This is a genomic window from Eggerthella sp. BIOML-A4, assembly GCF_009875575.1.
Classification (GTDB): domain Bacteria; phylum Actinomycetota; class Coriobacteriia; order Coriobacteriales; family Eggerthellaceae; genus Eggerthella; species Eggerthella lenta.
In genome coordinates, this window is sequence record NZ_WWRX01000002.1 from 49,351 (window position 1) to 71,076 (window position 21,726).

At 58.7% G+C, this 21,726-nt stretch carries 31 protein-coding genes and 1 tRNA gene; 29 read left to right on the plus strand and 3 right to left on the minus strand.

Features of this window, described 5'->3' with window-relative positions:
* The first annotated feature begins 16 nt into the window (after positions 1-16).
* The 5 genes from GT613_RS01900 (at position 17) to GT613_RS01920 (ending at position 6,649) form a co-directional block, all read left to right on the plus strand.
* Entirely contained in the window at positions 17-430 is a 414-nt protein-coding gene (locus tag GT613_RS01900; protein ID WP_009305393.1) for an FHA domain-containing protein, read from the plus strand.
* Complete coding sequence (locus GT613_RS01905) at positions 430-1,617, plus strand: Stp1/IreP family PP2C-type Ser/Thr phosphatase (RefSeq protein ID WP_009305394.1); 1,188 nt, start codon at positions 430-432, stop codon at positions 1,615-1,617. Before GT613_RS01900 ends, GT613_RS01905 begins: the two co-directional genes overlap by 1 nt.
* Positions 1,614-4,388, plus strand: a complete 2,775-nt coding sequence (locus GT613_RS01910) for an FtsW/RodA/SpoVE family cell cycle protein (protein ID WP_161170793.1) — start codon at positions 1,614-1,616, stop codon at positions 4,386-4,388. The genes GT613_RS01905 and GT613_RS01910 overlap by 4 nt, the downstream gene beginning before the upstream one ends.
* Before the next feature lie 87 nt (positions 4,389-4,475).
* Complete coding sequence (gene pknB / locus GT613_RS01915) at positions 4,476-6,467, plus strand: Stk1 family PASTA domain-containing Ser/Thr kinase (protein WP_009305396.1); 1,992 nt, start codon at positions 4,476-4,478, stop codon at positions 6,465-6,467.
* A gap of 106 nt (positions 6,468-6,573) precedes the next feature.
* Positions 6,574-6,649 (plus strand) — tRNA-Arg (locus tag GT613_RS01920).
* Here the strand turns inward: GT613_RS01920 and GT613_RS15725 are convergent.
* The 3 genes from GT613_RS15725 to GT613_RS01940 form a co-directional block, all read right to left on the minus strand.
* Positions 6,608-8,170, minus strand: coding sequence for a recombinase family protein (locus GT613_RS15725; protein ID WP_227115343.1), 1,563 nt, complete (start codon positions 8,168-8,170; stop codon positions 6,608-6,610). The genes GT613_RS01920 and GT613_RS15725 overlap by 42 nt on opposite strands.
* Positions 8,171-8,269: 99 nt before the next feature.
* Positions 8,270-8,557, minus strand: a complete 288-nt coding sequence (locus GT613_RS01935; protein ID WP_114550586.1) for a hypothetical protein — start codon at positions 8,555-8,557, stop codon at positions 8,270-8,272.
* A gap of 9 nt (positions 8,558-8,566) precedes the next feature.
* Positions 8,567-8,956, minus strand: coding sequence for a helix-turn-helix transcriptional regulator (locus GT613_RS01940; protein WP_114526854.1), 390 nt, complete (start codon positions 8,954-8,956; stop codon positions 8,567-8,569).
* 128 nt (positions 8,957-9,084) lie between these two features.
* Between GT613_RS01940 and GT613_RS01945 the strand changes: the two genes are divergently transcribed.
* The 24 genes from GT613_RS01945 to GT613_RS02060 all read left to right on the plus strand — a co-directional run bounded on the left by GT613_RS01945 (position 9,085) and on the right by GT613_RS02060 (position 21,676).
* A complete protein-coding gene (locus tag GT613_RS01945; protein WP_114526852.1) occupies positions 9,085-9,309 on the plus strand; it encodes a helix-turn-helix domain-containing protein in 225 nt (74 codons plus the stop codon).
* Between the two features lie 2 nt (positions 9,310-9,311).
* On the plus strand, positions 9,312-9,530 hold the full coding sequence (locus GT613_RS01950; protein WP_114526850.1) for a hypothetical protein: 219 nt from the start codon (positions 9,312-9,314) through the stop codon (positions 9,528-9,530).
* Positions 9,518-10,234, plus strand: coding sequence for a hypothetical protein (locus GT613_RS01955; RefSeq protein WP_157009921.1), 717 nt, complete (start codon positions 9,518-9,520; stop codon positions 10,232-10,234). The genes GT613_RS01950 and GT613_RS01955 overlap by 13 nt, the downstream gene beginning before the upstream one ends.
* Before the next feature lie 2 nt (positions 10,235-10,236).
* Complete coding sequence (locus GT613_RS01960) at positions 10,237-10,689, plus strand: hypothetical protein (protein WP_147272632.1); 453 nt, start codon at positions 10,237-10,239, stop codon at positions 10,687-10,689.
* Positions 10,686-10,850: a hypothetical protein gene (locus GT613_RS01965; RefSeq protein WP_157003426.1), complete on the plus strand. Its 165-nt coding sequence runs from the start codon at positions 10,686-10,688 to the stop codon at positions 10,848-10,850. Before GT613_RS01960 ends, GT613_RS01965 begins: the two co-directional genes overlap by 4 nt.
* 74 nt (positions 10,851-10,924) lie before the next feature.
* On the plus strand, positions 10,925-11,110 hold the full coding sequence (locus GT613_RS01970; RefSeq protein ID WP_114526846.1) for a hypothetical protein: 186 nt from the start codon (positions 10,925-10,927) through the stop codon (positions 11,108-11,110).
* Entirely contained in the window at positions 11,107-11,427 is a 321-nt protein-coding gene (locus GT613_RS01975) for a hypothetical protein (RefSeq protein ID WP_114550585.1), read from the plus strand. The genes GT613_RS01970 and GT613_RS01975 overlap by 4 nt, the downstream gene beginning before the upstream one ends.
* Before the next feature lie 11 nt (positions 11,428-11,438).
* On the plus strand, positions 11,439-12,629 hold the full coding sequence (locus GT613_RS15730; protein ID WP_114551155.1) for a tyrosine-type recombinase/integrase: 1,191 nt from the start codon (positions 11,439-11,441) through the stop codon (positions 12,627-12,629).
* 62 nt (positions 12,630-12,691) lie between these two features.
* Complete coding sequence (locus tag GT613_RS01985; RefSeq protein WP_161172487.1) at positions 12,692-13,597, plus strand: DUF4373 domain-containing protein; 906 nt, start codon at positions 12,692-12,694, stop codon at positions 13,595-13,597.
* Positions 13,590-14,039, plus strand: coding sequence for a hypothetical protein (locus GT613_RS01990; RefSeq protein WP_114550584.1), 450 nt, complete (start codon positions 13,590-13,592; stop codon positions 14,037-14,039). Before GT613_RS01985 ends, GT613_RS01990 begins: the two co-directional genes overlap by 8 nt.
* Before the next feature lie 45 nt (positions 14,040-14,084).
* Positions 14,085-14,333 (plus strand): hypothetical protein, encoded by a 249-nt coding sequence (locus GT613_RS01995; RefSeq protein WP_114526836.1) that lies wholly within the window; start codon positions 14,085-14,087, stop codon positions 14,331-14,333.
* Positions 14,330-15,061, plus strand: coding sequence for a DUF2786 domain-containing protein (locus tag GT613_RS02000; RefSeq protein ID WP_161172488.1), 732 nt, complete (start codon positions 14,330-14,332; stop codon positions 15,059-15,061). The genes GT613_RS01995 and GT613_RS02000 overlap by 4 nt, the downstream gene beginning before the upstream one ends.
* Positions 15,062-15,073: 12 nt before the next feature.
* Positions 15,074-15,352, plus strand: coding sequence for a hypothetical protein (locus tag GT613_RS02005; protein WP_147272528.1), 279 nt, complete (start codon positions 15,074-15,076; stop codon positions 15,350-15,352).
* Positions 15,349-15,708, plus strand: coding sequence for a hypothetical protein (locus tag GT613_RS02010; protein ID WP_114526832.1), 360 nt, complete (start codon positions 15,349-15,351; stop codon positions 15,706-15,708). Before GT613_RS02005 ends, GT613_RS02010 begins: the two co-directional genes overlap by 4 nt.
* 136 nt (positions 15,709-15,844) lie before the next feature.
* Positions 15,845-16,516, plus strand: a complete 672-nt coding sequence (locus GT613_RS02015) for a hypothetical protein (RefSeq protein ID WP_147272529.1) — start codon at positions 15,845-15,847, stop codon at positions 16,514-16,516.
* Between the two features lie 297 nt (positions 16,517-16,813).
* Positions 16,814-17,113 (plus strand): hypothetical protein, encoded by a 300-nt coding sequence (locus GT613_RS02020; protein ID WP_114526828.1) that lies wholly within the window; start codon positions 16,814-16,816, stop codon positions 17,111-17,113.
* A gap of 2 nt (positions 17,114-17,115) precedes the next feature.
* Positions 17,116-17,385, plus strand: coding sequence for a hypothetical protein (locus GT613_RS02025; protein ID WP_114526826.1), 270 nt, complete (start codon positions 17,116-17,118; stop codon positions 17,383-17,385).
* Positions 17,382-17,591 carry a hypothetical protein gene (locus tag GT613_RS02030; protein WP_114526824.1) on the plus strand — a complete coding sequence of 70 codons (210 nt, stop codon included), beginning with the start codon at positions 17,382-17,384 and terminating at the stop codon, positions 17,589-17,591. Before GT613_RS02025 ends, GT613_RS02030 begins: the two co-directional genes overlap by 4 nt.
* Positions 17,592-17,740: 149 nt before the next feature.
* Entirely contained in the window at positions 17,741-17,935 is a 195-nt protein-coding gene (locus GT613_RS02035; RefSeq protein WP_114526822.1) for a hypothetical protein, read from the plus strand.
* Entirely contained in the window at positions 17,916-18,533 is a 618-nt protein-coding gene (locus tag GT613_RS02040) for a hypothetical protein (RefSeq protein WP_147272530.1), read from the plus strand. The genes GT613_RS02035 and GT613_RS02040 overlap by 20 nt, the downstream gene beginning before the upstream one ends.
* The gene (locus GT613_RS02045; RefSeq protein WP_114526818.1) at positions 18,533-18,760 is read left to right on the plus strand and encodes a DUF3310 domain-containing protein; all 228 of its coding nucleotides are present in this window, start codon (positions 18,533-18,535) and stop codon (positions 18,758-18,760) included. Before GT613_RS02040 ends, GT613_RS02045 begins: the two co-directional genes overlap by 1 nt.
* A 279-nt stretch (positions 18,761-19,039) precedes the next feature.
* Complete coding sequence (locus GT613_RS02050; RefSeq protein ID WP_114526814.1) at positions 19,040-19,348, plus strand: HNH endonuclease signature motif containing protein; 309 nt, start codon at positions 19,040-19,042, stop codon at positions 19,346-19,348.
* 239 nt (positions 19,349-19,587) lie between these two features.
* Positions 19,588-19,989: a hypothetical protein gene (locus GT613_RS02055; protein WP_114526812.1), complete on the plus strand. Its 402-nt coding sequence runs from the start codon at positions 19,588-19,590 to the stop codon at positions 19,987-19,989.
* Position 19,990: 1 nt separating this feature from the next.
* The gene (locus GT613_RS02060) at positions 19,991-21,676 is read left to right on the plus strand and encodes a terminase large subunit (RefSeq protein ID WP_114526811.1); all 1,686 of its coding nucleotides are present in this window, start codon (positions 19,991-19,993) and stop codon (positions 21,674-21,676) included.
* The last annotated feature ends 50 nt before the right edge of the window (positions 21,677-21,726 follow it).

Genomic DNA, 21,726 nt, shown 5'->3' on the forward strand with positions numbered 1-21,726 from the left:
AACGGAAGGATAACCCGTGATCGACGTCGTACTTCTTATCGTACGCCTCCTGTTCGTCGCGCTACTGTACCTGTTCCTGTTCGCAATTATGAAAACGGGCATCGGGCTGGTGCGCGGCCAGCGCAAGAAGGAACGCACCTGGAACCTCTCGGTGGAGAAGGGGCCGAAGGAGCTGCGCGGCGTATCCATCGTCGTTCGCGGGCCCGTCATCGTGGGCCGCAGCCCCGGAGCCGACATCGTGGTGGGTGCCGGATACGTGTCCGGCCGCCATGCGCGTTTCCAGCTTATGGGGCAGAACCTGTTCGTTGAGGACCTGGGATCCACGAACGGCACGGGCGTGAACGGCCAGCCCATCACCGAGCCTACCGCTCTTCGGAACAACGACGTCGTGAACGTGGGCGACGTGGCCATTCGCGTGAGGTTCGCCTAATGGCCGCCGATCGTTCGTACAAATCCACTCCGCGCACCCGCAAGGGGGCGCTCACCTCGTTCGGCAGCCGCACCGACATCGGCTGCCTTCGCGATCACAACGAGGACAGCCTCGTGGTCACGCCGCCCCTGTTCGCCGTCGCCGACGGCATGGGCGGCCACGCCGCAGGCGAAGTGGCGTCCGAGATAGCCGTGCGCGTGCTGTCCGAACTTGCCCCCGAACATCCTGACGGGGAAGCGCTCGGCCGCGCCATCGAGGAGGCGAACCGCGCCGTCATCCAAGCAGCGCGCGAAGGGCGCGGCCGCCAAGGCATGGGAACCACCATGACCGCGGCCATGCTGGAAGGCGAGCGACTGGTCATCGCCCAGGTAGGCGACTCGCGCGCGTACCTGCTGCACCAGGGCAAGCTCCAGCAGCTCACGCGCGACCACAGCCTGATGGCCGACATGATCGAGGCCGGGCAGCTCACGCCCGAAGAGGCGCGCACGCATCCGCAGCGTTCGGTGATCACGCGCGCGCTGGGCAGCGACGCGCACCTCCACCCCGACATCTACGAGATCAACGTCGAAACCGGCGACCGCCTGCTCATCTGCTCCGACGGCCTGTCGGGCATGATCTTCGACGACCAGATCGAGAATACCCTGCGCCGCGTGCAAGACCCGCAGCGCTGCGCGTCGCAGCTGGTGAACGAGGCTATCGCGGCGGGCGGCCACGACAACGTCACCGTCATCGTGGCCGACGTGACCGGCTACGCCGAAGTGCGCCGTAAGAAGCTTGCGCGCAAGACCAAGCTGTCCATTGCGCTGGTGCTGGTGCTGTTCGCGGCCATCGTCGCCGGAGCCGCCTGGGGCACGCAAACCTACCTGAACACCGCCGCTTATCTGGCAAACGACAACGGCAAGGTGGCCGTTTATCGGGGGGTTCCCGGCTCGGTGCTGGGGCTGTCGTTCTCGCACCTGGAACGCACCACCGACGTGACGGTGGCCGATCTGCAACCAGGCGTGGCTAACCGGCTGAACGAGGGCATTCGCGTGGACGACATGGAAGCGGCCGATGCTCTCGTGAAGGAGTACGAGGACGAGATCGCCGCACGCTCCAAGAACCAGGCGGAAGGCGGCAACGCCGAAAGCGGCCGAAACGCGGACGCGAAGGATGCGTCGGACGCTAAGAACGGCGGTGCCGCGTGACGCGCCGCAATGTAGAACTCGTCCTGCTGCTGGTGGCGGCGCCCGTGGTGGCGCTGCTGTTCGCCATGATCGCCATCAACCAGGGGCAATCGCTCGACATGACCACCCTCGGCGTGCCGGCGGCCATCTTCGTGGCCTTCGTCATCGCGCACCTCGCCGTGCGCAAGTTCGCCGCCAACGCCGACCCGGCCCTGCTGCCCCTCTCGTTCGCGCTGTCCGGAATCGGCATCGCGTTCGTCACCAGCCTGGCGCCCAACCTGGCCGTCGGCCAGGTGATGTGGTTGTTCGTGGGCGTAGCGTGCATGGTGCTGGTGCTGGTGTTCGTGCGCAACCTCGACAAGGTGGCGAACTACAAGTACACGCTCATGATCGTGGGCTTCCTGCTGCTGCTGTCGCCGCTGGTTCCGGGCCTCGGCCAGGAGATTTACGGCAGCCGCATCTGGCTGCATATCGGCAGCTACTCCTTCCAACCGGGCGAGATCGCCAAGATCGTGATCGTGCTGTTCCTGGCGGGCTACCTCGCGCAGAACCGCGAGATGCTGTCGGTGTTCACCTGGCGCGTGGGCCCGTTCAGGCTTCCCGACATCCGAACGTTGCTGCCGCTGCTGCTGATGTGGGGCATCGCGCTGGTCATCGTCGTGTTCGAGAAGGATCTGGGCAGCGCGCTCGTGTTCTTCTTCGTGTTCCTGGTCATGCTGTACGTGGCTACGGGAAAGAAGTTCTACCTGGTCATCGGTTTGGGTCTCATCGCCATCGGCGGCATCGGCGCGTTCATGGCCTTCGGCCACGTGCAGGTGCGCGTGAACACCTGGCTCGACCCCTTCGCCGATGCGCAGAACACGGGCTACCAGCTGACGCAGGCCATCTACTCCATCGCCGACGGCGACTTGTTCGGCGTCGGCATCGGGCGCGGCCTGGCCGAACAGATCCCCGTCGTTGAGAGCGACTTCATCTTCGCGGCCATCGCAGAAGAGATCGGCCTTCTGGGCGCGGCCGGCGTGCTGCTGCTGTTCCTGTGCTTCGCCGTGCGCGGCTTCGTGACGGCGGCGCGCGCGAAGAGCGACGTCAGCTCGTTTGTGGCCGTGGGTCTCACGTCCATGATCGTGCTGCAGGCGTTCATCATCGTAGGCGGCGTGACCAGGCTCATCCCGCTGACGGGTCTTACCCTGCCCTTCATCAGCCAGGGCGGCTCGTCGCTTTTGGCCAGCTTCATCATCGTAGGCTTCCTGCTGCGCTGCGGCGACGAGGGCACGGGCGTGGGTCAGGAGATGGCCAGCGCCACCACCTCGCTGCACGCCAACAGCGTACTGGGCCGCGTGTCGCTGGGCAAGCGCCTGAACCACAGCATGCTCTTGTGCTCCGCCCTGTTCGCGCTGCTGGTAGCGAACCTCACGCTCATCATGGTGGTGCAGGCCGACTATTACCAGAACATGCCGGGAAACAACCATACGCTTGCGAAAGAAGCGCGCTCGGAGCGCGGCACCATCGCCACGTACGACGGCGTGGTGTTAGCGCGCAGCGTGAAGGAGGAAGACGGCACCTACGAGCGAGAGTACCCGGCGGGCGACTTGGCCAGCCACGTGGTAGGCTACTCGTCGCCTCAGTTCGGCAACTCCGGCATCGAGAAGGCGTACAACGACACGCTGAAAGGCGAAGAGAACTTCGCATCGTGGACCGACGTGCTGAACTCGTTCGCCGGCATCGGCACCGCGGGAAACGACGTGACGCTCACCCTCAACTCGAAGATCCAGCAAGCCGCGCAGGATGCGCTTGCCGGACGCAAGGGCGCGTGCGTGGTGATGGATCCCGACACAGGCGCCATCCTGGCCATGGCCTCGGCTCCCACATACAACGCGGCCGACTTCGCGGCGGTCATCGAGCAGGCGAACGCGAACCCTGACGACAGCACCCTCGTCGATCGCGCGGCAGGATCGCTGTACGCACCGGGCTCCACGTTCAAGATCGTCACGCTGGCCACCGCGCTCGAGGACGACGTGGCCGACGAGGACACGGTGTTCTCCTCGCCCGGCACCATGGAGATCGGCAACGCAACCGTCTCTAACTTCAACAAAGCGAACTACGGCAGCCTCACCTTGGCCCAAGCAACCGAGCTTTCGTCGAACACGGTGTTCGGCCAGCTAGGCGTAGAGATGGGCGCTGACAAGCTGGTCGCCGGAGCCGAGAGCTTCGGCTTCAACAAGGAGATCGACTTCCCGCTGTACACGCCCGAATCACTCATGCCCTCGGCCGAGGACCTGCAAAAGAGTCCCTGGGAGCTGGCATGGGCAGCCGCCGGCGAGCCGGTGGGAGACACCACGCGCCCCGGCCGCGAGAGCCCGGCCGGCCCCCAGGCCACCGTGCTCGAGATGGCCATGGTGGGCACAGCCATCGCCAACGACGGCGTCATCATGCAGCCCTACCTCGTCGACAGCGTGAACAACGCCAACGGCGAACGCAGCTTCTCGGCCTCTCCGACGAAACTGATGCAAGCCGTCAGCAAGACCACGGCCGGACGCGTGCGCGACGTGCTGCTGGGCGTCGTGCAGAACGGCATCGGCACCGCGGCCGCCATCCCCGGCATCGACGTAGCCGGCAAAACCGGCACCGCCGAGAAGGAGAACGGCAACGACAGCTGGTTCGTGGGCATGGCGCCGGCCGAGGATCCGCGCGTCGTGGTGGCCATCGTCATCGAGGACGGCGAAGAGGGAGTGGGAACCGCTAAAGCGCAGAATGTATTGAAAACAGCTTTGGAAGTTCAGGGACTTTTGTAGATAAGGTATGCTGATGGCCCGTATACTGTCTGGAAGAAGTATACAGCCCAGCATGTAACCTAAAGGAGCTAAAACGTGACCGGAAACATGATAGGCAGGGTATTCAACAACCGCTACCAGATAACCGAGCGCATCGGCATCGGCGGTATGGCAGAGGTGTACCGGGCGCAGGACAACGTGCTTGGCCGTCTGGTCGCCGTGAAGGTCATGCTGCCCCAATACGCCGCCGACCCGAACTTCACGCAGCGCTTCAAGCAGGAAGCCGCCGCTGCAGCCAACCTCCAGAGCCCCTACATCGTGAACGTGTACGATTGGGGTCAGGACGAGGGCACCTATTACATCGTCATGGAGTTCGTGCGCGGGTCCGACCTTAAAACCGCCATCATCGAGCGCGGCGCCATCAACCAGCGCAAAGTCGCCGAGATCGGCTCGCAGGTATGCCAGGCGCTTTCCGTGGCGCACGGACTGGACATCATCCACCGCGACATCAAGCCGCAGAACATCATGGTGCAGCCCGACGGCAACGTGAAGGTCATGGACTTCGGCATCGCGCGCGCGAAGAATTCCGTCATGACCCAAACCTCCTCGGTGCTGGGCACGGCTCACTACATCTCCCCCGAGCAGGCGCAGGGCAAGGACCTCACCGCCACCAGCGACATCTACTCGCTGGGCATCGTGCTGTACGAGTCGGCCACGGGACGCTTGCCGTTCGACGGACCCGATGCCGTGAGCGTGGCCATGAAGCAGGTCAACGACCTGCCCGTGCCGCCGCGCGAGATCAACCCCGATATCGATCCCGCGCTCGAGGCCATCATCATGAAGGCCATCGCGAAGAACCCGGCCGACCGCTTCGCCACCGCGAAGGACATGCGCCTCGCGCTGAACGACTACCTGGCCGGACGGCCCGTCAACCTGGGCGAAGGCTTCACCAGCGCCGAGACCGTGGTCATGGGCGGCGTGGTGCCCCCCGTCGGCGTGGCCGACGGCACGGCCGTCATGCCCGCGATGGGCGGCGTCAGCCCCGCATCCCCCACCGCGGCGCAGCGCTCCTACAACGCGAACAACACCAGCGGGAAGAAGAACAACAAGAAGACCATCGCCATCGTCATCGGCATCATCGCGGCTCTTGCCGTGGTAGGCGGCATCGCGTTCGCCCTCATGTCGGGCAGCGGGAACGACAAAGACAAGGTCGCCGTTCCCAGCGTGGTAGGCCAGACGGTGGATCAGGCCACAGCCGCCATCGAAGGAGCCGGTTTCGAGCTGGGGAAGGTGGAGGAGTCGTTCGACGACAAGGTCGAATCCGGCAAGGTGATCAGCCAGGATCCGAAGGGCGACAGCAAGCAGGCCAAGGGCACTAAGATCAACCTCACCGTGTCGAAGGGCGTGCAAGAGATCACCGTGCCCGATCTGACGGGCATGACTGCCGATCAAGCGCAGAAAGCGCTCACGGCCAGCGGGCTGAAGTACGCAAAGGGAGCCGCCGAGTACTCCGACACCGTCGAGAAAGACCACGTGGCGCGCCAGGACATCGCAGCAGGCGAGAACGTAGCCAAGGACACCGTGGTCACGTACTACCTGTCGCTAGGCTCCGAAGGCATCGAGGTTCCCAACGTGGTGGGCATGTCGCGCGGAAACGCCGTGACCACGCTGAATAACGCAGGCCTGATCGTGGATACCGACAACTACACCTACGAGGCCAGCGACCAGCCGGAAGGCACGGTGCTCGCCCAAACACCCGCAGCAGGCTCGAAGCTGCAAAAGGACGGCTTGGTGGCGCTAACGCTGAGCAAGGGGCCCGAGAAGAAGACGTTCTCCGTCGCGGTCAACGCGAATGGAGGCGGCAAGATCTCGGCCAGCGCTTCGTCGGTAACCGAGGGCGACAGCGTCACCATCACCATCACGCCCGATAGCGGCTACGAAGTAGCATCGGCCAGCGGCTTGGACGACGTGCCGAAGTCAGGCGGCACCTTCACCATCTCGAATGTGAAGGCGAACGTCAACGTGAACGTGACCTTCCAGGCAGTTACGCCATCCCCCACGCCGGATCCCAAGCCAACCGACGACACCAACAAGAACTAGGAATCTCCGCGATGCGTCTTCGGGCGCATCGCTTTTTTTATGCGTCCTGCAAGGCGTCCTGCAAGCTCGGGGCAAGCCGGACGATTAATGCTACAATATCAAACGCGCCTCCGTAGCTCAGGGGACAGAGCACCGCTCTCCTAAAGCGGGTGCCGCGCGTTCGAATCGCGCCGGGGGCACCATTTGGAAGTTTCACGAACGGCCTGTTGATCAGGCCGTTCGTGTTTTTTCAAAGCAAGTTCTATCTCATATTGCGTGCTTTCGCACGAATCAAAGTTCATCACGGCCACGGCGGTGCTTTCATACAGCCAAACTTTAGATACAAAAGTAAGCGTGATCTGCTCGTCCGACAACGCGCCCTTCGACATATCAGAGAAGAACGCTCGGAGTTCTTCTCTGCTGACACTGTTTTGCTCGCGCTTCAATTCCTCTATGCGCTTCTCCAAAGCGCGCTCTTGCGCATCGAGCGCGGCAATTTTCGGCTTTACGTGATTAAAATCAAGGCCTTCAGCGACCGCTGACAAAAGATTGTCGCGCTGCTTTTTTACCGCTCTTATGTCTTTCCTTACTGCTTCTATGGTTGCCTTCGACTGACGTTCATCCCTAAACTGGATATGCCTGTCAATTAGATAATCAACCAGCGCGGCATCGCGTAGCATTTCGCGCACGCCTGAAACAACTCCTTGTTCTACAGTCTCTTTATTGAACGACCCCAAGCACGCCTTGCGTTTCCCCCGGCAGCTATAACGCCAGTATTCGATGCCGCTTCCGCCAATTGCGGTTTCGCCGTGCATAGGCTCTTTGCACTTGGAGCATATTAGCTTCCCGGAAAGCAGGTAGTCGGCATTCGTCTTCAAACGCCTTCTGAATCCCAACTTTTCGATGCAAGACAGCTTTTGCGACATGCTCACAATCGCTGGCATACCGTCTTCTATGTATACAAGGGGAACGGGTCGCCCGAGATCATCAAGCACGTCATTTCCAGCTTCGTCTTTTTTTACACCCCACATATATACGCCCGCGTAGCGCACGTTCTTCAACATGCTTACAACGAAACCGTATCCGGGGTCTTTGCCGCGCGCCGTTTTCACTCCGATACTCAACAGCCAATCCAGTATCTGCTTCGGCGCTACACCCGAAAGAAAATCGACGTGGATGCGTTTTGCAATGGGCGCTTTCTCCGGGTCAAGCGTGATCTTGTCGCCATCGTGGCTATAACCGTACAACGGATAGCCCAGGTACTGGCACTTCCTAGCTTTGCCAAGCATACCACGCATCGTATCTTCCGCGCTCTGCCGTGATCTGACTTCGGCGAACAGCGCGTTCAAAGCCTTCGTGCTGGTCGCTTCGATTGACGTACCGGCGATGTTCTCTTTCACCGATTCGAAAGTCACTCCGCCGTTCTTGCGCAGCACGTGTTCGTAATAGTATTGCTCCTCGATGTTCCGCGCGAACCTATCCATCTTCCAAACAAGGATTATTTCAAACATGCCCGTCTTTGCATCCTCGATCATGCGCAAGAAATTCGGGCGGTCATCGCTTCTGCCACTCATGGCGTAGTCGCAATATTGCATCACGACAGTGTACCCGTGGCGCTCGGCGTATTTATTGCATTCATAAAGCTGATCTTCTATGGACGCATCGCGCTGTTTGTCACAACTGAATCGCGCATAGATGGCTACACGAATTAGCTTGCGAGACATGGTAGAATATCCTTGCCTTTCATTCGAAAACGAAATGTCTTTCTGGTTCGGTGATTAGGCAGACCCCCTGTAGCCGCCAAGCTATTGCAGGGGGTCATTTCATTTGTACAAAACAAGGGTTCTGTACAAGATTCCAGCTTCATTATCAAACTTTATATCAACTATTTCCCTTCCCTGATTCTGAATATAGCTTAGAACCTGATCGAGTTCTGAACTATATTTTTCATCAACGGCAAGGGTTTGCGGCCTGGAAATTTTCCCATTTGAAACCAACAGCAAAACATGCGTCAAGCCGTCTTGGGATGCTAAATTCTGCAATGCCTGCTGCGCGGCATTGTCAATTAAAGCTTGCTGCTTATCTGAACTGCCACCAAATAAAGCCATCATTCATCCCTTCTAGGCGATAGCCGCACGGCTGGAAAATGGATGATCTTGCATTTCTTTTTTCTCATACTTGCCAGATGACACCAGATCGTCCGCGTATCCAAGAAGCTTTGCCATTCCTTCATCGTTGAGCAATTTGACGGTTCGCAACAGTTTATTTATCTCGTCATCATCAACAATATCGCTACATTCAGAATTGTTAAGTTGCCCGTACTTTGTACCAAGAATTGTATCGGTGGACACACGATAGTAGTCGGCAAGCATTGATAGCTTGTCGCCATTTAAGCTTCTGCTACCTTGCTCCCAACTTCTGTACGTGCTAAGAGCAATTCCTAAATCTGCGGCAACATCTTCTTGAAGCTTCCCAAACGATTCACGTATTTGCTTCAGATTGTTTTTCATCGCTGCCCCTTTCTGTGCATACGGTAACACATTTTGTCGCAGTAGTAAAACAAAACCTATTGCAGAGTGATATGTTTTGTGTTAGTCTCGATTAAGCAGTGATACAGATCGTGTTACTAGGAGCAATTATGACTAATGCAATCGCAAGTGAGCGGAAACGGAAGGGTCTGACCCAAACTTCGCTGGGCAACATGATCGGGAAAGATCGCTCCACTATCGGAAGGTGGGAATCTAACCCGCGAGTGGCAGATTGCGGCGATCTTGAAAAGCTTGCCGATATTTTTGACTGTTCGGTTGATTACTTGCTCGGCAGGACTGACGAGCGCACCCCGTCGATGCGCAAGGCGGGCTAACCATGGATGGGCGCAAGTACGTGGCTTCCTTCATTGCTAACGCCGAAGGTGTCAAGAAGATAAAGCTGCATCTGGTAGCTGGGTCAGATACAGCAGCTGTACAGCATGCCGTCATCTATGCGACGAAGATGAACCTGTCTGACCTGCCGAAGTTGCTACACGTCTACGAAGCCGATAACGATTGGAACGAGGGCAGGGAGATAGTGACATGCTTCGGTTAGAAATCCTTCAGACCAAGAAGCTGAATCGCAGCATCGGTGAAGCCCGTGTAGCATGGCGCTCCGTTACTGAAGGAACCACTAGTAACAAGCCCTGCCGCCGCCAGTTCGCGCATATCGTCCAACGCTGCGGAATCGCCGTACACGAGTTCACCGTGAACGTATTCGGAAAAATCAGCGCCGCCAATGCACGCCTTCGCGATGTTTTCAAGCGTCGCCTTCGCACTGCTGCTTACAGCCATGGTGTCTACCTTCCAGAAACGATGATGGCTAAGTATAGCGCAGTGCAAATCAGATCGCGTGCGGGCATGACAACGGGCGGGCGCGGTACGCAAAATGGAGGCCAGACACTCAAAAACTGTCCTAACAAGACCGCCCCCTTTCTGGTCAGTGAAACGAACAGGGGCTTTTTGAGAGCCGACAGCAATGCTACCTGCTTCGGAACCCGTTGTCATGTTCGCACGCGATCTGATGCGTTGCGTGGCGAATGCGAGCCTTGCGACCGCCGAATATCGCCCATGTGCGAATCGCTCACGAAGACAGGCGCTTTGATGTTCGTCCCCGCCTACCTGTCTTTGCTGCTTGCCATGGCTGTACCGTTCGCTCCCGGCGATGCCCTTCGCTTTCTGCTGCTGTCGCTGTGCTTCATGTTCCTCGGTGCCGGTGTCGCTTTCCTTGTCGCGTCTGATATCGTTCGGGGGCGTTAGCCATGGCTCGCAAGCAAAAGCAGAAGCGCAGCCCTTGGACAACGGCAGAACTGACGCTGCTGGAAAACCATGCCAACGAAGGCATAGACGCGTTGTCGAAGCTGCTGCCGAAACATTCAATGCAATCCATTCGCAGCACAGCATCGCGAAACGGAATATCAATCGCGCGCCGCTGGTACTGCCCGATGTGCAACCGGGAAGTGTATGTACCCCTGAAGCCATCGACGGGCTGGTGCCGCGAGTGCAGCAAGAAGCGCACCCTTGACGAGAATCAGCGCGTGAACCGCGAACTTCGGCTGCGCAACCTCGGAATTGAAACAGAAGAACAGCGCATAGCCGATCTGGATAAGCAGATAAACACCCTCTATCAAGACAATTCAAGATTGCGAAAATCTAAGCCACAACGAAGCAACATGGGAGCCGACCAGCGCAAACATAAGGAAGGCTCAACATGAAAGATTGCGAAGTGTTCTTTCACACCCGTATCGCAGAACTGTTCGAACAATGGAAGGAGGGCGAACATGCCAAAAAAGAGAATGAGCGCCCCGCTGCAAACGAAAGCGCTCAAACACCAAAAGGCAATACATATGTTATCACACGGCGCAAGGCTTCTTAGCCTGACCTGCGTCGCCATCTCGGCTGCTGTCGGCGCTGTCTACATCGCCGCCGCAGTGATGGGGGGTGCGGACAATGCGTGACGCGCGCATCACCTTTCCCGAAACCGAAGCTTCCGCTTGCATCCGCAAGCCAGAACGCGGCCTGAAGCACGACATGGTGCAGCTGATGCGCGACAACACCCGCCTGCGCGGTGAGAACTTCGCGCTGCGCATGGAGATCGCCCGTCTGAAGGCGCAGACCGGCGGTGATCAGGCATGAGCGAAGAAGAATACATGAACGTCATCTACAGGAAGACCGAACAGGGCATGCGGTGCGAATTCGCCGTCCACTCCACGCTTGTACGCGAGTTCGTGGAGGAAATCATAGACAACTGCTTCGACGCGAAGGTTGAGTGCGACCCGAACTTTGCGCTGGGCTTCGCCGCAGCCATCGACGCGTTCACCCATGGCCGCATCGACTTCAGAGGTGCGGTTCCGACCGTGAACGACGCGTGGCACGACGTGAACGACGTGACGGGCAGGCCGTGCCGCGTGACCGACTGCATGCGCGTCTACTGCGACGGGGCGGTGTCGTAGTGAAGCCTGTCGTGATAAAGCACCATGCGGACGGCACGCCCTACGCAAGGCCGTACCTTGGCATCAACGCCGTTACCAAAGCGCCGATGCGCCCGTACAAGCGCTTCCCCGAAGCCGCCAACGACGAGGAAGCGCAGGAAATGGCGCAGGAGTGGGTGAACACCATCGCGGCGGCTGCTGATCTGCACGTGAGCGTGAAGCTTGTTGAAATGCTCGCGCGCTACATCGACCGGCTTGAAGCGAACGGCAAGTCACCGAACACGATCAAGACGTACCGGTCGCTGCTGCAATGCTATGTCGCGCCGAACGTCGGCAACGTCGGCGTTGGCGAACTGAAGCCCTACATGGTCGATGGCCTGTACAACGTCATCCTGATGCGCGAGAGCCGCAAGGGCGGAACCATATCGCCCAACACGGTCATCAAGCTTCACTGGTTCCTGTCGGGAGCGTACCGCTACTTCGTCCGCGAAGGCGTGTGCGAGTTCAACCCCATGCTGTCGGTGACGAAGCCGGAACGCGATCTGACCGAAGCCGTAGCGTTCAACGAATCGGAATTCAACGTCTTGTCGAAGGCGCTCGCGAAGGCCGTCAACGAGCCTGCGGAGAGCCGCGAAGCGATCTTCAGGCGCAACGCCATGTTCTCGGCGTACCTCGCCCTGTGGAACGGCGAGCGCTGCGGAGAAGTGCTTGCGAACAGCAAGGCCGATGCGCAGCTTTTCAGGCAGCTGATGCACATCGGAAACACGCTCGTGGAGAAGAAGGGGCATCTGTACCGCAAGCCCAAGCCGAAGTCCAAGCGCAGCCGCAACATATCCATCTACGATGACGTGTGCGCGAACATCGAACGGCACTACGAATGGCAGGCCGAATACCTTCCCGCCGCGAAGCAGAACGACTACAACCGCATGATCTGCTGCACGGCTGACGGCGGGCTTATGCGCCCTTCGACGGTCAGCACGGAGTTCAGCGCCCTGCTCAAAACGCTCGGCCTGCCTCGCGGCACCAGCTACCACACGCTGCGCCATACGCACGCGACCTGGCTGCTGCTTCAGGGGGTCGATCTGAAGACCATCGCAGAGCGGCTAGGGCATGCCAACGAAGCAACCACGCTGTCGCTCTACGCGCACGTCATGCCGGGGCGCGACGAAATGGCCGCAGCGGCCTTCGCGGAAGCCGCAAAGCGGATGGGCGGTGCGCTATGACCGACCAGCTGATGGGCATCGACTACTTTTCCCTGTCAACGCTCATGAAGGACGATGACAAGGTGTTCGACCTGAAGTACCGCTACGCCGTGCCGGAGGGCGCTACGGGCGAAGCCTACGACAACGACGCGGCCTTCGCAGCCTACGGGCGGTTCGTGGAACTGCTCGCGTCGATCTACCGCGAAGGGTTCTGCCTGCAAATGTCGAAGCAGACGCGTCTGCGCCTTAGCCAGCAGCTGGGGTTGGCGCTCCCGGCGTTCGACGCGTTCATTGAAACCTGCGTCGAGGTCGGGCTGTTCGATTCGTCGCTGTGGAATGCCGAACGCGTGCTTACCTCGCACGGCATACAGACCCGCTACTTCCACGCCGTCAAGCGCCGCAAGGGCAGCTTGCCGACCGATCTGAAGCCTTTCATCCTGCTCGGCTCTAACGAATGCGAACAGGATGCAGACACGGAAGGCTCTGCAACGTCTGACGATGCGCGCACCGTGCAAACACCATGTGAACATGATGCGAACACGCTGCATACAGAATCCGACATAGAAAAGAAAAGAATAGAAAAGAAAAGAATAGAAAAGAATAAAAGAGGAAAGAAGAAAATAACGGCTTCTTCTCTTTCGAATTCGCTTCTTTTCGAGCCGAAGCAGCAGCCCTATCCGCTCGCATGCCTTTCATGCGCATCGGGCGACGGCCATGCGTACTTGGACGATGAAGACGCGCCGCACCCGACACCGTGGGATGCGCTCGTCTCGCGATTCGGGCATGTGACCGGCGGCATGAGCATAGAGGGCTTCGCTCGCGATGTTTCAAAGCAATGCCCAGCGGCCTGCCCCGAAAGCGACGTGCAGGTTTCGAAGTGCTTCAAGCTGCTGTCCGACGCGCTGGTGAAGTACGACCCGGCGAAGTGCGCTTCACCCACTCCGCTTGCGCTCGCGATCTTGAAAGACAGGGTGATCGAGGATGACTAGGGCGATCAACTACAAGAAGGCTACGGGCTACGCATGCCCGACGTGCGGCGGGATGCTCGAATACCTGTTCCGCGAGGACAGGCGCGGGCGCATGCAGCGCTATGAAACGACCACGCGGCACAAGAAGCGCATTGCGCCAGACGATGTTGCGGTTGATAAAGTGCGCAAGGTTTCGGCCTACGAATCGAAGAAGGTCGGCGTTGAGTACATCCACACGGGGAAGTTCTGCTGCCCGGTCTGCAACTGCGTCATGAGCGAGGGGCAGGCCGTGGCGAAGACCTTCGCCGAAGACGAGTTTCCGCCCGACTACTACGTTTCGAGCGAACCGGTCTACGTTGACCCCGACCGCATAGCAGCAGACCTGCTTGCGATGATGCGCGGCGAGTACCGCAGCAGGTCGCCTGATGCGGCTACGACGGTACAAGGGCGGCTCGACCTGTAATAGCGCCACTTGGCGGCGGCGCAAACGAATCAGAAAGGCAACGACATGGCAAACGAAACGACAATCCCGTTACTGTTCCCGGAGGAATTCAACAGCAACGCCGCGTGTCTCCTTCAGGCGGTCGAAGCAGTTGTTTTCGAAGAATGCTGCAACAACGGCTGCGTGTTCAGACGCGGCGGCGCGTTCCTGGGATTCGACGTTGAGCATCCGACCAGTTGCAGCCACTTCAAGGTTTCCGCTTGCGCTCCAATCGAATGCACCGCGTTCCAGCCCGATTGCGGCGATGCGGCATGAGCGGCGACCGCAGCAAGATAGTCGAGCGAATCCGCAAGCTTCTCGCACTTGCGGATGACAAGGGCGCGACCGAAGCAGAAGCCGTGGCCGCAGTGATGATGGCACAGCGCCTGATGGCCGAAAACGACGTTGCAGATTGGGAACTGCACTCGATGGACGAACAGCCGATAGCTACCGCAGAAAGCGAGCCTGTGCGCAGGCGGTGGCGCTGGACGCTTGCCGATGCAATATCTTCGAACTTCCGTTGCCGATACTACCAGAATAGAAAACGCTGCGCACCGACCGGATGGAAGACCGAGTATCGCATGATCTTCTACGGATACGAATCGGACGCGAAGGCCGCAGCGCTCGCTTTCGACTACCTGTACAAGATCGGCGACAGGCTGGGATGCAGGCAAGCTGGCAAGGCGTACAGGGAGCATGGCTATTCTGACGGAGCCTACAACGGGTTCGTCCTGGGCTTCGTCGCCGGAGTGCGCTCGGAACTTGAAAAGCAGTCGCAAGCGCTCCTGATCGTCGTGCCGCCGAAGGTCAACGAAAGCTACGAAGCGTTTTCCGTTGACTTCGGAAAGGCGAAAACCGACGTGTCGGTTGCCCGCACGTCTTTTTCCCTCGGCGCATACGAAAGCGGCCTGAAGGAAGGACGCGATGCGGTGCGTTCGCGCCGCATGGACGCGCCGGACGAAGACGGCGACGGCATGCGCGCCGTCGCGCTTCTCACCGAATGAGGGGCGGACAAGATGGGTAAATACGAATTGCCACCGGATTACAAATGCCCGTACTGCGGAACCGGTCACGATGCCGACTACGACGTGTGGGAAGGCGTTGACTTCGAGGGAGAAAACGATATCGAGTGCAAGCATTGCGGCAAGACGTTCTACGTCTACCGGTCATGGATTGCCTGCTACGACGTTTACCAAGCACCGGCGGTCTGCGGCCATTGTCCCAACAGCACATACAACTTGTTAAGCGGAGATTGGTCATGCGCGACCAACGGATGCGAGAAGGTGAGTTTATGAACATCGACGAAAAGAGCGCGGCGCTGCACGATGCGGCGCGTCTGTGCGGGTTCGACGGCCATGTGAAGGTCATCACCTACAAGAACGAATGCTTCACGCACGCAGAGCAGATAGCGGAAACGCATATGGCAAGGCCGTTCCCTGTGAAGAATTCCTACCTGTACTGCGGCACGCTCGACACCTGCTTCTACTACGACAAGGAGAACAACGCCTGCTGCTCGTTCTCCGGCCTTGTCCGGTACGGCAGCGGCGACTACGAGCGCATGGGGACAACCGCTTCCCTCGTTCAAGCGATGCTTTTCGCGATGGACGTGACCGCGAAATGCCAGAAAAGCGAGAAAGGGGACAGATCGTGACTACAACTAACTGGGAAAAGTACTTTGGGACACCGGCGAAGGCAAGCAGGACAACCGTGCAGTGGTACGGAAACAGAATATCGGTCGAGCATAGAGGGCATGAAGTCGTAGATCTACCGAAGCGCCGTTATAAGGCATGGCTGGAAAGCAAAAGCAACGTCGATTGGGGTATGCGATGAATGCACCTGATGTAAAGAAAATCGTAGAAGAATGGCTTGAAGGAGAAGGGTACGAAGGGCTTTACAACGAAGCCGGTTGTGGTTGCCAGCTAAGCGAACTTGCGCTTTGTGGCGAAATGACCCAGAACTGCGAAGCGGCCTACCTGTTCGATTGCTCACGCTGCGCAAAGCGCCCGTCATGCGATATCGCAGACGAAGAACAGCCGTATCTCATGTCAACCGACAAGGACTTCTGCGAGCCTGATTACACGGTCGCTGCACCTGCCGCCGCCTTCGCTGCGGATGGCGCGGCGCTGCCCGCCTGCGCTCCCCTGACGGTCGGTGAAGCGGTCTTCGGCGTTGACTGCGCGAACGCTCCCGACTGGTACGCGCAGGGCGGCATCGGAGAAGCGCCGGAAGATGCGCTGAAGATCGAACCGGGCGAAGTGATCATGCCGATTGCCGACATGGCGGAAGTGATAGCGAAGGCCATCGCCGATACCGCGCCGAAGCCCAAGCCCGCAGCGCTCGCTATGCCGCTTCCTGCAAAAGAGGTGTGCCAAAACACTGCCAAAACAGAACCGGCGAGCCGAGTGCTTAAAGAGGACAGAACCGCAGAGTACATCAGGTTTTTGGAGTACGGCGCGTAAGCGCGCAGCAAAGAACAAGTAATTCTTTATTTCGAGTAAGAGAAGCCATGCCCAACGAACATGGAAAGGAACGAAATTGACAGTCAGATGCGACGTTTGCGGCGCTCCTGCTTTGAGAAGCGATTCGTATAGAAGAGATTGGTACAAGGTCAAGAAAGACAACTGGAAAGGGACTTTTAACGTCTGCCCTCAATGCGCAGAAGCGTGCGGGCTTGCCAAGGCGTATTCGACGGTTAGGACGACAAACGAAGCGGCATGGAAAGAAATTGCCGCGCAAGCGAAAGATGGTGAATAGCAATGGGATACCTGAAAGAGCGCCACGGGATGACGATGCTTCCCGGAATTCCGAAGGAAGGGCAATGCCCCGAATGCGGCGTGTTCCACACGCCAGATCAGCCGCACAACCGCGACGCGCTGCGATATCAGTACGCGTTCTATGACGCGTATGGACGCTGGCCGTCGTGGGCTGATGCCATGTCGCATTGCGCTGATGACGTTAAAGCGTGTTGGACGCGAGAACTTGAAGCGCGTGGCATCGACGTTGGCAAAGCAGCTGAATTAGAGAGCATGAACATATCAGTGAAGTTCGGAGGATGACGATGCTCCATTACGGAATCACGCAGATCGACGGCAAACCGCGCGCCGTTGTCTGCTTCGGCTTCGCAGAGGTGCGAAAGCTTATCGACAAAGGTCACCCGATCAAATTCAGGGCGTTCCACAACTCCGAATCCGCGAAGGAGTACGTCATGGAAACGTTGCGGCGTGCGGAGAACGAGCGCGAGCGGAAAAGGCTTGACGAACACCGGCAAGCGGTGTTGAGGGAACGGGAACTTGAAGAACAATCTAAGCGAAAGGGATTGAGGAAATGAACGACACCAAAGCAGAAGCGCCCGAAACGAAAGCCGCCGGATGCGGACTTGTCCTACTTTTCATCGGCGCTTTCGTGGGTGCGATAGCCCTCGGTTTCGCCTTCGGTGCGCATATAGGCTTGGCAGCATACGCGCTTTTCTGCATCGTGTGCGGCCTGCTGCTGATCGTCGCCGCCGAACGCAATGCGAAGAAAAATGCCGATTAGCTGGATGGAATGCGAGCGCTGCCACGGGTTCTTTCCCATCAGGCGGCGGCGCGGCCACATGAGAAAGCGCGGGCACGTGAAGACGATGTGGTGTCCGTGGTGCAAGAAGGTCACGCAGCATTTCGAACGATTCTGAAAGGATTGGGAACATGGCAAAGCAACACCTGACGATAACGCTCAATTTGGAGCCTTCTCGCCAATTCGACATGATTGCGCGCTGTCTCGGCTACGTGCGAACCGGCGACCCTTCAGCCGATGACCTGGCGAACCTGAACAGGCAGATTGAAGCGCTTGGCATCAATTTCGATGAAAGGAGCGACGAAGATGAAGGCCGTGATCAGTAACCCGATGGCCGTAAAGGCCGCGGCGAACGTGGCAAACGGCGGATACTACCTGTCGTTCTTCCAGATTCGGCGCGTTGGCGATGTTGCGGAGGTGAGCGGCACGAACGGGTACGTGGTCGTGATCGCCACCGTGCCAGCGAAGTTCACGCGCTGGGGCGACGGTAAAAGCATCATCCTCGGCGGAATCGAGACACGTTCGATGATGCGCGGGATAGGCAACGCCATCAAGCACGCGCAGCAGGTCAGCTTCGAGCGGTCGGCGCAGAACGTGAGCGTTTCGACGGTCAGCGACGGCGCAACGTTCAGCACCAGCTTCGATATCGACCCGTTGCAGTTCCCGTACAGCGTTGAGGGGTTCAAGGATGGGTACTCGTGGGACGATTGCTTGGAGCGCATCAGCGGAACCGGCGAGCCTTCCGCAGACACCGCAATAGACCCTTACATGATCGCGACTGCCTGCAACGCGATCAAGGCTCTTGCCGTGCAAAGGGGATACCGCCTGTCGCTCCACGGCGAGTACGGTGCCATTGAGTTCAAGATGGACAACGACGATTGCATCGTCCAGGCCGTCGTGATGCCGATCAAGGACGTGGCCTGATGCCCGATATGGTCAACCATCCGTCGCACTACACGGCGGGCGGCGTGGAGTGCATCGAAGCAATCAGGGCGGCTACCGGCTCGCAGTTCACCGGGTATCTATGGGGCAATGCGATGAAGTACCTGTGGCGCTTTCCGCACAAGGGAAGCGCCGTACAAGACCTCATGAAGTGCAAGTGGTACATAGACAGGCTGATCGATGAAGTAGGCGGCGAAGATGAACGATGACATAGAGGGACACAAGGAGGGAATCGCGCGCGCCGTCGTCGCAATCAGCGAAGCAACCATGTATTCCACCGCCGAGATCGTGGAAATGGCTGCGGGCCTTGCGCGCGTCGGCATGGCCTTAGGTCAATGCTTCGATGAAATACGCCGCTGCCTGACCGCCGAAGAAGGCTCTGCATACTGGCGCAGGGCGGCGAAGGCCGCTGCGCGCTCGCGCGCTAACTCGTCTAACCGAAAGCGCAGACGGCACGGACGCGCGCAACGGACGAGAGCGCGCCGCTGATGGCTCAACCATGGGCGAAATGGTTCTACGAATCGCCTGCTTGGAAGCACGCTCGCAAGGCCTATGCGGACACGCAGCACGGGCTTTGCGAGCGCTGCAAGGCCAAGGGTCTGATAGTGAAGGGCGACATAGTGCATCACAAGGTGTACCTGACACAGGACAATATCACTGACACGGCCATTACACTTAGCTTTGACAACTTCGAACTGCTTTGCTTCGACTGTCACAACAAAGAACACAACGCGAATGCGAGCATTCGCGCGGGCTTCGGTTTCGATGCGGACGGGAACGTAAGACCGATTGGCTGACCTGCTTCGATAGGTCGGACACCGGCGGCAATCCCCCCTATTCGGAAGCGTCGGCGCAGAAAAATACTCACCGTCGCCTGAAGAAGAAGAAAGATAGATTCGGTTTTTTGGAAAAGGGGGTGGTCTTGCGTGAACGAAGGGAACATTGGTATAGTTGTGAACTTTTGCGCCGCAGTTGCCGGTCGCGCCGATCACGCCGCCGCAGAAGCGCCGAAAAAAACGTTTGGTGATGTGGTCGAATGAGGAAGAACCAGACGAAAGAAGAAGAAAGGGCGGCGCGCCGCCGCGAAGCCGCAGCCAAAGGCGTTCACACGCGCCGCACCAACGCGATGAACAAGAAGATGAACGCCATACTCGAAACGATGCCCGAAGACCAGCGCTTCATCGCAAAGGAGTTGGCGGACAACTTCGTGTTCCTCTCGGTGCGCATCACGGAGTTGCGCGAAGCGCTGCTGAAGCAGCCGTCCGTCATCAGCTACGACAACGGCGGCGGGCAGACCGGCTTCCGCGAGAACCCCAACATATCGGTGTACAACAAGCTGGTGACGCGCCATGCCGATCTGTGCATGAAGCTGGCGAAGCTGCTGCCAGAAGCAGCCGACGATGCGAAGGACGAACTGGAAGCCTTCATAGGGTTGTAGCATGAAGTTCGAACGCGATTTTCTGCGGTACTTCGAGCAGGTTGAAGCTGGCGATATCGTAGTTTGCGACAAGGTTGCGAAGGCCGTCATGCGCGCCTTGGCCGAGATACGCAACCCCGGACAATGGCACTACTCCGAAGCCATGGCGGCGAAGCACATCGACTTCATGCAGAAGTTCTGCTATACGGCGGTCGGCAGCGCGCCGAAGCCGATAGCGTTCGAGCCGTTCCAGCTTTCGATCATCGCCCACGCATACGGCATGGTCGATGACCGGAACCTGCGCAAGGTGTTCGAAGAACTGTGGATGATGGGTCGAAAGAACGGCAAAACGACGGTCGGCGCTGCCCTCGAAGTCGATGCCGAGTACAACGACGGCGAGTACGCCCCGCACATCTACAACGCCGCAACGTCGAAAGACCAGGCGATGGAAAGCTTCGAGCCGTGTTACAACATGATCAAGCTGAACCCGCTGCTGTGGAAGAAGACGAACAAGCCCAAGACGAAAGACGTAGGCAAGATCGAGTTCCCCTTCAACTTGGGGCGAATCGAGCGGCTTTCCGGCAGGCCAAACAGCATGGACGGCTTCAACGTCCATTTCGCCCTTATTGACGAGTTGGCGGCGCACAAGACGCGCGACATATACGACCTGCTGAAGCAGGGCATCCAGTCGCGCGACCAGCCGCTTGTATGGTGCATCACGACGAACGGGTTCGTGCGCCAGGGCATATTCGACTCGCAATACGAATACGCGGAGAAATGGCTTGACGGCCTGATCGAGGATGACAGCTTCTTCGCTTGGCTCTACGAACTAGACAGCAAGGACGAGTGGGAAGACCCGAAATGCTGGATAAAGTCGAACCCAGGCCTTGGAACCGTCAAGAAGGAGCGCTTCCTGCGCCAGAGCGTCGAGAAGGCGAAGAACGACCCGTCCTACCTTCCAACCGTGATGGTGAAGGACTTCAACCTGAAGGAGAACAGTTCGACCGCTTGGCTGTCTTGGGAGCAGATCGTGAACCCCTCCCGCTTCGAGTTCTCGAAGATGGGCTTCCGCTACGGCATCGCAGGATTCGACGCGGCTGAAACGACCGACCTCGCCGCCGCGTGCGTGCTGTGCATGAAGCCGGGCGATGACCGCATATACAAGAAAAGCATGTACTGGCTCCCGCAGACCGTGATAGACGAGTTCGCGGAGAGCGGCAACCGGAAGGAGCGCGACGGCGTTCCGTACACGCAATGGCAGAAGCGCGGGCTTCTCCGGGCGTATCCGGGCAACCGCGTCGAAAAGGGCGTGTTCCTCGAATGGCTCACGGAGTTGCGCGAGGAAGAAGACCTGTACACGTTCGCCATCGGGTACGACCCGTGGCATGTTGACGATACGTCGAAGCGGAACATGGAACTGTTCGTCGGGAAGGACTACTGCATCCCTATTCGCCAAGGCGCGAAAACCATGTCAGACCCCATGTACTCGTTCAAGGGCGACCTGACGGCGAACCGAATCGTGAACAACGACCACCCCATAGACACGTGGTGCCGCCTGAACGCCGCCGTGCGCATCGACAACAACCGCAACCTTACGCTTGACAAGAAGAACAACGACAAGCGCAACCGAATCGACGGCCTTGCAGCCGAACTTGACGCGTACATCGTGCTGCTGAACCGATGGGACGAGTACCAGAACATCATCTGACCTGCTGAAACGTAAGCGCCCAATCGCCGACCGAAAACCCCTGACACGGT